Genomic DNA, 11,501 nt, shown 5'->3' with positions numbered 1-11,501 from the left:
TTTTCCCCTAGAAACTGTCGAGCAAACGTTCTTCAAGATTTTCAATTTGTTGCGTCAGTTTACTCAAAAATCGTAATTTACGCACGCTGTCCGCTGCAGCGGTCCAGTCTTCGTCATCCAGCTGATGAATCATCTCTGCCATCCGGGTTTTTGTCATTTTAGTGATAGTGGCAGCAAAACCGGCCAGTGCATCACTGTCCTGTTTCTGTTCGATGATATCGAGGGCTTCGCGCAGCTCCAGCTGCTCCATCAGAAATGCAGTATCATGCATTGTGTGCTGTTCATTATTGATATCAATATCATGTAACAGCAGCATGTATTCCGCACGTTTCAGGGGATGTTTCAGGGACTGGTAGGCGTCATTGATGGTCGCGGCCATTGTCAGTGCCTGCGCTTGTTCTTTCGCATCACCGGCGGCAAATCTGTCCGGGTGATACTGGCGCTGCAAATCCTGATAACGACCGGCAAGTGCCTGTGTGTCAAGGTCATAACGCACAGGCAGGCTGAACAGGGAAAAATAGTTCATCGTGTTCTCTTCGCGGATAAATGGATCAGTTAAACGTGAAAACTCTCGCCGCAGCCACATTCGCTGTTGACGTTCGGGTTATTGAATTTAAACCCTTCGTTTAACCCTTCCTTCACGAAATCCACTTCCGTGCCGTCAAGATACACAATACTTTTTCCGTCGATGATCACTTTTACGCCGTGATCTTCAAAGACGACATCATCTTCATTAATGACATCGGCAAATTCAAGTACGTAAGCCATACCAGAGCAACCGGAGGTTCTCACGCCTAACCGCAGACCTACTCCTTTACCGCGGTTTGCCAGAAAACTGGTGACCCGGTTTGCCGCACTTTCTGTAAGAGAAACGGACATTACACACCTCGCTCTATAAACCAGTATGGCGGATGACCGATGGGATCAGTATCCGCCATTATTTTATTGTTTTACCTGCTGCACACCGGCAGCGGCGGGCTATTAGTTGCCCCGGCGTTTACTTTTGTAATCCGCAATTGCTGCTTTGATCGCATCTTCAGCCAGAATCGAGCAGTGAATTTTCACCGGCGGTAATTCCAGTTCTTCCGCAATCGCGGTATTTTTGATGGCTTCAGCTTCATCCAGGGTCTTCCCTTTCATCCACTCAGTCACCAGTGAGCTTGACGCAATCGCCGAGCCGCAGCCGTAGGTTTTGAAACGTGCGTCTTCAATCACGCCGTTATCATCAACTTTGATCTGTAACTTCATTACGTCACCACAGGCCGGTGCACCCACCATGCCGCTGCCGACAGTCGGGTCTTCGTTGTCGAATGAACCGACGTTGCGCGGGTTTTCGTAGTGATCGATTACTTTATCGCTATAAGCCATTGTTTATACTCCTGAAACCGTCTGATTAATGGTGTGACCATTCAATACTGTTAATATCAACACCTTGCTTGTGCATTTCCCACAGCGGGGAAAGATCGCGCAGGCGGCCAATTGCGTTATGGATAAGTTTGATAGCATAGTCAATCTCTTCCTCAGTCGTGAAACGACCCAGAGAGAAGCGGATTGAGCTGTGCGCCAGTTCATCGGTCATACCCAGGGCGCGCAGAACATATGACGGCTCCAGGCTGGCGGACGTACAGGCAGAACCGGATGATACCGCGAGATCTTTCAGCGCCATCATCAGGGATTCACCTTCAACATAGTTGAAACTGACGTTAAGAATATTCGGTGCGGAGTGCTCCGGGCAACCGTTCAGATAGGTTTCTTCGATATCTTTGATACCGTTCCACAGACGCATACGCAGTGCGGACAGACGCTCAGCTTCCGCTGCCATCTCTTCTTTGGCGATACGGTAAGCTTCACCCATACCGACAATCTGATGAACTGCCAGTGTACCGGAACGCATACCGCGCTCGTGACCACCGCCGTGCATCTGCGCTTCAATGCGGATACGCGGTTTGCGGCGGACATACAGTGCACCGATACCCATCGGGCCGTAAATCTTATGGCCGGAGAAGGACATCAGATCCACTTTCAGTTTGCTTAAATCAACCGGCACTTTACCGACGCTCTGGGTGGCATCCACATGGAAAACAATCCCTTTGCTGCGGCACAGTTCACCGATAGCTTCAATATCCTGAATCACACCGATTTCGTTATTCACATGCATGATTGAGACTAAAATGGTGTCTTCACGCATTGCAGCTTCGAGTTCAGCCAGGTCGATCAGGCCATTACGCTGCGGCGCAAGATAGGTTACTTCAAACCCTTCGCGCTCTAACTGACGGCAGGTATCGAGTACCGCTTTATGCTCAGTTTTACAGGTAATAATGTGCTTGCCTTTTTTCTCATAGAATTTGGCTGCACCTTTAATCGCCAGGTTGTCAGACTCGGTGGCACCGGAAGTGAACACGATTTCACGCGGGTCAGCGCCGACCAGATCAGCAATCTGGTTACGGGCAATATCGACAACCTCTTCGGCCTGCCAGCCAAAGCGGTGAGAACGTGAGGCCGGGTTGCCGAAGATGCCGTCCATTGTGAGGCATTGCATCATTTTTTCAGCAACACGCGGATCAACCGGGGTGGTTGCTGAGTAATCTAAATAAATCGGTAATTTCATCGCTCAATTGCTCCATGAACTACGGTTGCGTTGTTAACGCAGGTTTCTGCTTATGCTTGCAGATTGATAATCGTTTCGTTAATTGCCAGATTATGTGCACGACGTTTATCATCCTGGCGATCAGCAACATCAATCACTTCTTTATGATTTACTAACTCTTCCAGACTGATACTGCTTAAGAAATCAGTAATACGGTCACTCAGGTCACGCCACAGCGCGTGTGTCAGACAGCGGTCACCGCCCTGACAACCTTCCTGAGTTCCCTGACAGCGGGTCGCATCAACGGATTCATCGACGGCCGAGATGACCTGAGCAATGAAAATCTCACCGGCACCGCGTGCCAGAAGATACCCGCCGCCCGGCCCGCGAACGCTGGAAACCAGCTCGTTTTTACGCAGACGGGAGAAGAGTTGCTCAAGATAAGAGAGGGAGATACCCTGACGTTCAGAAATGTCAGCCAGTGGTACGGGCCCCTCATGGGAGTGCAGCGCTACGTCGAGCATAGCGGTTACCGCATAGCGCCCTTTTGATGTCAGTCTCATAACCGGATCCCCGTGATAAATGGTGAAGAAATTGTGTCATTCCTGAGTAATTTAGTCAACTATTTAACCCAGTAATTTACTCAACTATTTTTTCGCCCATTTCTCAACAGAAGTCAGGATTCCACGCAGGATATTCAGCTCCTGTGTTTCCGGATGCGCGCGGGTAAATAAGCGGCGCAGACGGTTCATAATCTGACCCGGGTGTGCTTTGCGGATAAAACCGGATTCATTCAGTACCGATTCCAGATGCGTGTAAAACCGCTCCATATCATCCGCCGGCGGATAGTGTACCTCATCTGCCTCATCATTATTTGCCGGTTCGCTCTCATTCTGAGAGGCAAGAAATGCCATCCGGATCTCATAACTGACCAGCTGCACCGCCATCGCCAGGTTCAGCGAGCCGTATTCCGGGTTGGTCGGGATATAAAGATGATAATTACACTTCTGCAATTCATCGTTGGTCAGCCCGACACGTTCACGGCCGAAAATAATCGCGACCGGTGCGGTCTGTGCGATTTTAACACTTTTTTCCCCGCATTCACGCGGTTCAACCATCGGCCACGGCAGTGTGCGTGACCGGGCACTGGTGCCGATCACCAGTTCACAACCGGCAATCGCCTCATCCAGGGTGCTGACAATCTTTGCATTGCCGATAACATCACTGGCACCGGCAGACAGCGCGATGGCGTGAGAGTCCGGCTGTACCTGCGGATTGACCAGATAAAGGCTGGATAACCCCATTGTTTTCATAGCCCGCGCAGCGGAGCCCATATTGCCTGTATGTGAGGTTTCAACCAGGACGATTCGGATATTTTCGGACATAACACACTTTCTTTGAGAAATTATCGCAATATCTTAACACAAGAATAGTCAGATTGACGATCACCTGTTATACTCTGCCGCGTTTATTTTCGTTCTTTAACATCCCGGTGGACAACCCCATGCATCCGATGCTTACCATCGCCATACGTGCTGCACGTAAGGCCGGCAACCTGATTGCCAAACACTATGAAATGCCTGACACTGTTGAGACAACTCAGAAAGGTTCCAATGACTTTGTGACCAACGTGGATCGCGAAGCCGAGCAGATGATTATCGAGATCATCCGCAAATCTTATCCGAAGCACACCATTATCTCCGAAGAGTGCGGTGAGTTACCCGGTGAAGAACATGATATGCAATGGGTGATTGATCCCCTGGATGGCACCACCAACTTCGTCAAACGTCTCCCGCACTTCGCGGTATCTATCGCATTCCGTATCAAAGGCCGCACTGAAGTGGCGGTTGTTTACGATCCGATGCGTAACGAATTATTCTCTGCGGTCCGTGGTCAGGGCGCACAATTAAACGGCTACCGTCTGCGCGGTGCGACTGCCCGTGATCTCGACGGCGCGGTACTGGCTACCGGCTTCCCGTTCAAAGCCAAACAGCACGCTGATACCTATATCAAAATGCTCGGCAAACTGTTTACCCGCTGCTCAGACTTCCGCCGTACCGGCTCTGCCGCACTGGATCTGGCTTATCTCGCTGCCGGCCGTGTGGACGGTTTCTTTGAAATCGGCCTGAAGCCGTGGGACTTCCTCGGTGGTGAACTGCTGGTCCGTGAAGCGGGCGGTATCGTCACTGACTTCACCGGTGACCACCGTTATATCGACAGCGGCAACATCGTTGCAGGCAGCCCGCGTGTGGTCCGCGAACTGCTGGCAGAACTGCGTGATGAGCTGACTGAGTCTCTGAAACGCTGATTCTGTTCCGCCAGATGTGAAAAAGGGTTATGACTTTCGTCATAACCCTTTTTTATTATGCATTTTCCGGGGTCTGCGGCCGGACTTTCGGGCGCAGGAACAGTGCCGGAAGCACCGTCAGTGCCATCAGATAAAATATACCGCCGTGGATATCCTCATACAGATACCCGGCCACCAGCGTCATCACCGCAATCGCCCCGCCCATCGCCAGCGCGGAATACGCCGCCTGTAACGGAATGATCTCTGTGGATTTGCGGGCACCGATAAAGCGCATGGCCGCCAGATGACACACGGTATAGGTGCCGCTGTGCAGGATCTGCGCCGCAATCAGCACCGGCAGTGCCGCCGACATGCCCAGCAGCGACCAGCGAAGAATACCGCAGATACCGGAAAGCAGTAACAGATTGGCCGCACTCCAGCGGCGGAACAGCTTATTACTGAAGGTAAAGACAATCACTTCCGCCACCACGCCCAGCGACCAGAGATAGCCGATCGCGGCATCAGAATAGCCGACTTTTTGCCAGTAAATCACACTGAAGCCGTAATAGGCGGCATGCGCCCCCTGCAACAGACTCACACACAGCAGAAAGCGGACCACCGCATTATCTTTCAGCAGAACACGGAATTTCACCTGCGGACCGCGCTGTTTCATCTCTCCGGACGGCATAATGCGCGGTCGCAGCAGCGACGTCAGCAACAGCGAGCCGGTACTGACCACTAATGCAGCCAGAATCACCTCATGCTTCCAGATATCCATCAGCATCCCGGTAACCGAGGTGGCGATGATAAATGCCACCGATCCCCAGACACGGATCGAGCCGTAATCCATCGGGAACTGTTTTTGCCAGGTTGCGGCGAGGGAATCCCCCAGCGGGATCATCGGCGAGAAAAAGAGGTTGAATCCGGCCATAACAAAAAAGAGCCAGAGCCAGTGAGAACCGAAATAAAACGCCACCGCGAACAGGAAAGAACAGAGCGCCATCAGTCTCAGGGCAAAAATCAGCCGTGACGGGTCTTTAAACAGCGGTGTGATAAACAGGCTGCCGACGAACCGCGCCACCAGCCCCACACTGAGCAGCATACCGACCGTTGCCACATCATGCCCTTCACCTTTCAGCCATGCGCCCCAGTAGGGAAGAAAAATCCCGTAGGAAAAAAAATACGTAAAATAATCAAGCGCCAGCCAGAGCGATGACGGAACAAACATCTGCCTCTCCTTTCAGGAATACAAAAAACCCGCTCGCGGCGAACGAAGCGGGTTTTGGTTACATCAGATTGGTAACGCGATTATGCGTAAACCGGATATTTCGCGCAGATAGCCAGAACTTTTTGTTTCACAGCTTCAATGGTCGCTTCATCATTGAGGTTATCTAACACGTCACACATCCAGCCGGCCAGTTCACGGGCTTCTGCTTCTTTGAAGCCGCGGCGGGTGATCGCCGGGGAACCGACACGGATACCGGAAGTCACAAACGGGCTCTTCGGATCGTTCGGCACACTGTTTTTGTTGACAGTGATGTTTGCACGGCCCAGTGCCGCATCCGCATCTTTACCGGTGATGTCTTTATCGACCAGATCCACCAGGAACAGATGGTTCTCAGTACCGCCGGACACCACTTTATAACCACGGTTCAGGAAGACTTCAACCATTGCTTTGGCATTTTTCACAACCTGGACCTGATTTGCTTTAAATTCAGGCTCCATTGCTTCTTTTAACGCCACGGCTTTACCGGCGATAACGTGCATCAGCGGCCCCCCCTGGTTACCCGGGAATACCGCTGAGTTCAGTTTTTTGTACAGATCTTCATCACCGCCTTTCGCGAGGATCATCCCGCCGCGCGGACCCGCCAGGGTTTTGTGCGTGGTAGTGGTGACAACGTGAGCATGCGGAACCGGGTTAGGATAAACACCCGCAGCAACCAGACCGGCTACGTGGGCCATATCAACAAACAGGTAAGCACCGATGCTGTCAGCGATTTCACGCATTTTCGCCCAGTCAACCACACCGGAGTAGGCAGAGAAGCCGCCGATGATCATTTTCGGCTGATGTTTTTTCGCCTGTTCAGCGACATCGTCATAATCGATTTTACCGGCAGAATCGATACCGTAAGGGACGATATTGTACAGTTTACCGGAGAAGTTTACCGGAGAGCCGTGAGTCAGGTGACCGCCTTCCGCTAAGTTCATCCCTAATACTGTATCGCCCGGTGACAGCAGTGCGGAGTACACTGCAACGTTAGCCTGGGAACCTGAGTGCGGCTGAACGTTGGCATAGTCTGCGCCGAACAGTTCTTTTGCACGGTCAATCGCCAGCTGTTCAACAATATCCACATATTCGCAGCCGCCGTAGTAGCGTTTGCCCGGATACCCTTCTGCATATTTGTTGGTGAGCTGGGAGCCCTGAGCTTCCATAACGCGCGGGCTGGTATAGTTTTCAGAGGCAATTAATTCAATGTGCTCTTCCTGACGACGATCTTCGTCTTTCATCGCCTGCCAGAGTTGTGGGTCGTAATCTGCAATATTCATTTCACGCTTTAACATTCGCTTCTCCTGACTCGCCTGATGCCGATAAAAAAACACCCCTTTCCGGGGACGAATGCCCTACAGTGTAAACCCTTTTTCTGAATTGAGATAGCCCCGGAAACAAAAAATACGCAAACGATTGCATAGCGGTAAAATCAGGTAATTAGCATGCTTATTATTTCATAAGAATATCCTGTCCATCGGACACAATACCGGATTTGTGATCCCCTCTTACCCACGCTCACTGATCAATTTCGCTATTTTCACCGGATTTTCAGAAACAGCAGAAAAATTTGCGCTTTACAAATTCTGCCCTGTATTATAAGTTGCATAAAAAATACATGTTATAAATTTCACACTGATGTGATGCTTTTTCAGGAGCCCTGCTATGCTCGATGCACAAACTATCGCCACCGTAAAATCCACCGCCCCACTGATTGCCGCCACCGGCCCGAAACTGACCGCCCATTTCTATGACCGCATGTTTCGTCAGCACCCGGAGTTAAAAGATATCTTCACCATGAGCCACCAGCAGAACGGCGCACAGCGTGAAGCGTTGTTTAATGCGGTCTGCGCCTATGCCATGAATATTGATAACCTCGGCGCACTGGGTGCGGCAGTGGAAAAAATTGCCAACAAGCACGCCAGTCTGATGATCAGACCTGAGCATTATCCGATTGTCGGGGAAAACCTGCTTGCCACCATTGAAGAGTTGCTCAATCCGGGTGAGGAAGTCCTTACCGCCTGGGGGAAAGCGTACGGCGTGCTGGCGGATATCTTTATTCAGCGCGAAGCCGGGCTGTATCAGGAAAAAGCGGCGTCGCCGGGCGGATGGGAAGGACTGCGTGAATTCCGCGTGATCCGCAAACAGCCGCAGAGTGAACTTATCACCAGTTTTGAACTGGCTCCGGTCGATGGTAAACCTGTCGCGGATTACCGCCCGGGGCAGTATATCAGTGTCTATATCAATGATGATGTGCTGGAAAATCAGGAGATCCGCCAGTATTCCCTGACGCAGGCACCGGACGGTAAAACCTACCGGATTGCAGTCAAACGTGAAGACAAAGGTACGATTTCCGGCTGGCTGCACGCCAATGTGCAGGAAGGTGATGTGGTCAGACTGACCCCGCCGCTGGGGGATTTCTTCCTGGAGGCAGAAAAAGAGACTCCGGTGGTCCTGATTTCAGCCGGTGTCGGCTTAACACCGATGATGGCTATGCTGCAGACACTCGCCGCACAACAGCATCCGGCAGACGTGACCTGGCTGCATGCGGCAGAGCACGGCGGCGTGCATGCCTTTGCGGAGGAAGTAAACCGGTTTGGTGCTCAGCTGCCTGCGTTCAGTCAGACCGTCTGGTACAGAGAGCCGCGCGCAGACGAAGCTCATCCGCACCTGACCGGGCTGATGGATTTAACCGCTCAGCAGGATGCCCTGCTCAGTAAAACCCGCCACTACTACCTGTGCGGGCCGGTAGCCTTTATGCAGCACATTGCGCGTCAGCTGACTGCAATCGGCGTCAGCGCAGACCAGATCCATTATGAATGTTTCGGTCCGCACAAAATTTTATAATCGCGACAGAACAACAATAACAACACGCTGGATATTCAGCGTATGTGCTTAAGATGAAGCACATTTGAGTAACAGTGACATAACCGCCGAATTTATATCTATCCCATCCTTTCGCCCGGTTCACTGTTACTCTTTTTTTTACCCGTCAGTTTTTATACCGGGCCCGGTTCACACATTTTTTTACTGCCTGAGAGAAATACATCACCTTGGCCGAATTAATACACTCTTCCAGCTCGTTCTGTTCTTCTTTATTTAAATTCATCCCGGAAACCTCCGCAAAAAGCGCCGGTAATTCATGCTGACCGGGATCTTTCAGTGCTGACTGCAGAATAATAATACCGGCCATAACCAGAATAATAACCACAGCACACACCGCCACTATCCATTGTATTGCCCGCACATGTATTGTCCGCACAGTCTTCTCCTTTTACTGACAGATAAAAGAATCCGGCGGTGTCAGAAATAACAGCCGCCGGATACGTTTAATTTGCAGGGATGCTCAGCAGAACTCAGATAGCATCTTCATCCTGTTCCCCGGTACGGATCCGGACAACCTGTGCCACATCGAACACAAAGATTTTACCGTCACCGATCTTACCGGTCTGCGCCGTCTGCATAATGGTTTCCACACAGGTTTCGAGAATGTCATCGGCGACAACAATTTCAATTTTTACCTTCGGCAGAAAATCCACCATATATTCCGCACCGCGATACAGTTCCGTATGCCCTTTCTGACGGCCGAAACCCTTCACCTCTGTCACGGTCATCCCGGTGATCCCCACTTCGGCCAGAGCTTCGCGGACATCATCGAGTTTAAACGGCTTAATAATTGCCTCAATCTTTTTCATTGTCAGATCCTGTTACCAATTTTTGCGGCCAAACCCGGATGTAATCGGGTAACGGCGATCTTTGCCAAAGTTCCGGGCGGTAATGCGCGGTCCCACCGGTGACTGGCGGCGTTTGTATTCATTGATATCCACCAGCCGGATAACCTTACGGACCACCGCTTCATCAAACCCGGCGGCGATCAGTTCATCTGCGGACATATCTTTTTCAACATACCCGGCCAGCAGGGCATCGAGGATGTCATACGGCGGCAGACTGTCCTGATCCAGCTGACCCGGTGCCAGCTCTGCTGACGGCGGACGGGTGATAACCCGCTCCGGAATCGCCGGAGAGAGTGTGTTGCGGTATCTTGCCAGTTCAAACACCATAGTTTTCGGCACATCTTTCAGGACATTAAAGCCCCCGGCCATATCCCCGTACAGTGTGGAGTAACCAACCGCACACTCGCTTTTATTACTGGTGGTCAGCACAATGCGGCGGCGTTTGTTGGACATCGCCATCAGGATCACCGCACGGCAGCGTGCCTGTAAATTCTCTTCGGTGGTATCAACCGGTGTTCCGGCGAATTTCGGTTCCAGTTCGTGCATAAAGGCTTCAAACATCGGCTCAATCGACACCACATCAAATTCCACACCCAGCAGCTCTGCCTGCTCACGGGCATCGTGGATGCTGATATCCGAGGTGTAACGGAACGGCATCATCACCGCCTGCACCTTATCTTTACCCAGTGCATCTGCAGCAATGGCGACAGTCAGGCCGGAATCGATCCCGCCGGACAGGCCCAGCAGCGCTCCCTGAAAACCATTTTTGCGGACATAATCCCGCGTTGCCAGCACCAGCCCCTGATAAACCTGAGCCAGAACAGGTAACGACGGTGCCGGATCCGCCATCGGCGTGATGGTTAAATCCGTAAAGTAACACTGCGCGATTTGCTCTGAAAATGCAGCAAGACGATGTGTTACGCTGCCATCTGCGGCGAAAACAGCAGAATCACCATCAAAAATCAGCTCATCCTGTCCGCCGACCTGGTTGAGATAGACCAGCGGCAGCCCGGTACGGCGGCAGTGTGCCTGTATCAGCACATCCCGGGTATCAATTTTATCAGTGGAATACGGTGACGCATTCAGTGTCAGAATGATTTCCGCACCGGCCGCTTTCAGGGCATCCACCGGACCGTCAGTCCAGATATCCTCACAAATGAGTAACCCGAGGCGGTAACCGCGAAAATCAATCACACAGGTTTCTGTTCCTGCCGTAAACCAGCGTTTTTCATCAAACACGCCGTAGTTCGGCAGTTCCTGTTTGAAATAACGGGCGCGGAGCTCCCCTTTCTCAAAGAAAGAGAGGGCGTTATAAATGTGGCTGTTTTCCTGCCACGGGTGTCCCACCAGCACAGCACAGTCACCGCTGGCCTGTTGGATCCGGGTGAGGCTCTGCGCTATCCGCTGATGAAAATCGGGACGAAAAACCAGGTCTTCCGGTGAATACCCGGACAATGCCAGTTCGGAAAACATGACCAGGTCAGCCCCTGCCGCCTGCTGTTCCGCCATGGTTTTCAGAATACGTTCACCATTGCCTTCGATATCTCCGACCAGAAAATTCAGCTGGGCCAGGGCGATATTAAGTGTACGACGCATAAAATCCTGCTCTCCCGGGATAGATCTCAC

The 11,501-nt window shown here is 51.7% G+C and carries 13 protein-coding genes; 2 read left to right on the top strand and 11 right to left on the bottom strand.

Features of this window, described 5'->3' with window-relative positions:
- Positions 1–7 precede the first annotated feature (7 nt).
- The 6 genes from hscB to trmJ form a co-directional block, all read right to left on the bottom strand.
- Positions 8–526, bottom strand: coding sequence for a co-chaperone HscB (hscB, locus tag GN208_RS00530; protein WP_004236934.1), 519 nt, complete (start codon positions 524–526; stop codon positions 8–10).
- A gap of 29 nt (positions 527–555) precedes the next feature.
- On the bottom strand, positions 556–879 hold the full coding sequence (gene iscA / locus GN208_RS00525; RefSeq protein ID WP_004236935.1) for an iron-sulfur cluster assembly protein IscA: 324 nt from the start codon (positions 877–879) through the stop codon (positions 556–558).
- A 102-nt stretch (positions 880–981) separates the two neighbouring features.
- Positions 982–1,368: a Fe-S cluster assembly scaffold IscU gene (iscU, locus tag GN208_RS00520; protein WP_004236936.1), complete on the bottom strand. Its 387-nt coding sequence runs from the start codon at positions 1,366–1,368 to the stop codon at positions 982–984.
- A 25-nt stretch (positions 1,369–1,393) separates the two neighbouring features.
- Positions 1,394–2,608 (bottom strand): IscS subfamily cysteine desulfurase, encoded by a 1,215-nt coding sequence (locus GN208_RS00515; RefSeq protein ID WP_243828267.1) that lies wholly within the window; start codon positions 2,606–2,608, stop codon positions 1,394–1,396.
- A 50-nt stretch (positions 2,609–2,658) separates the two neighbouring features.
- Complete coding sequence (gene iscR, locus GN208_RS00510) at positions 2,659–3,150, bottom strand: Fe-S cluster assembly transcriptional regulator IscR (protein ID WP_004236939.1); 492 nt, start codon at positions 3,148–3,150, stop codon at positions 2,659–2,661.
- 84 nt (positions 3,151–3,234) lie between these two features.
- Positions 3,235–3,972 carry a tRNA (cytosine(32)/uridine(32)-2'-O)-methyltransferase TrmJ gene (gene trmJ / locus GN208_RS00505; protein ID WP_004236940.1) on the bottom strand — a complete coding sequence of 246 codons (738 nt, stop codon included), beginning with the start codon at positions 3,970–3,972 and terminating at the stop codon, positions 3,235–3,237.
- 119 nt (positions 3,973–4,091) lie between these two features.
- Between trmJ and suhB the strand changes: the two genes are divergently transcribed.
- Complete coding sequence (gene suhB, locus GN208_RS00500) at positions 4,092–4,895, top strand: inositol-1-monophosphatase (RefSeq protein WP_004236941.1); 804 nt, start codon at positions 4,092–4,094, stop codon at positions 4,893–4,895.
- A gap of 55 nt (positions 4,896–4,950) precedes the next feature.
- Here suhB and GN208_RS00495 read toward each other — a convergent pair whose 3' ends face one another.
- The gene (locus GN208_RS00495) at positions 4,951–6,102 is read right to left on the bottom strand and encodes a 3-phenylpropionate MFS transporter (RefSeq protein ID WP_004236942.1); all 1,152 of its coding nucleotides are present in this window, start codon (positions 6,100–6,102) and stop codon (positions 4,951–4,953) included.
- Between the two features lie 80 nt (positions 6,103–6,182).
- Positions 6,183–7,436, bottom strand: a complete 1,254-nt coding sequence (gene glyA, locus GN208_RS00490) for a serine hydroxymethyltransferase (RefSeq protein ID WP_004236943.1) — start codon at positions 7,434–7,436, stop codon at positions 6,183–6,185.
- Between the two features lie 370 nt (positions 7,437–7,806).
- Here glyA and hmpA point away from each other — a divergent pair, with 370 nt between their 5' ends.
- Complete coding sequence (hmpA, locus tag GN208_RS00485; protein ID WP_004236944.1) at positions 7,807–8,988, top strand: NO-inducible flavohemoprotein; 1,182 nt, start codon at positions 7,807–7,809, stop codon at positions 8,986–8,988.
- 145 nt (positions 8,989–9,133) lie between these two features.
- On the opposite strand, the gene GN208_RS00480 is transcribed toward hmpA, so the two are convergent.
- From GN208_RS00480 to GN208_RS00470, 3 genes are all read right to left on the bottom strand, one after another.
- Positions 9,134–9,403 (bottom strand): hypothetical protein, encoded by a 270-nt coding sequence (locus tag GN208_RS00480; protein WP_015422611.1) that lies wholly within the window; start codon positions 9,401–9,403, stop codon positions 9,134–9,136.
- Positions 9,404–9,497: 94 nt separating this feature from the next.
- Positions 9,498–9,836, bottom strand: coding sequence for a nitrogen regulatory protein P-II (glnB, locus tag GN208_RS00475; protein WP_004236946.1), 339 nt, complete (start codon positions 9,834–9,836; stop codon positions 9,498–9,500).
- Positions 9,837–9,848: 12 nt separating this feature from the next.
- Complete coding sequence (locus tag GN208_RS00470; RefSeq protein ID WP_004236948.1) at positions 9,849–11,471, bottom strand: NAD+ synthase; 1,623 nt, start codon at positions 11,469–11,471, stop codon at positions 9,849–9,851.
- Positions 11,472–11,501 lie beyond the last annotated feature (30 nt).

This window comes from Morganella sp. HSTU-ASny43 (assembly GCF_022819185.1).
Taxonomy (GTDB): Bacteria; Pseudomonadota; Gammaproteobacteria; order Enterobacterales; family Enterobacteriaceae; genus Morganella; species Morganella morganii.
Note: the sequence above shows the minus strand (reverse complement) of the source record. Positions and strands in the feature narration are given on the sequence as shown.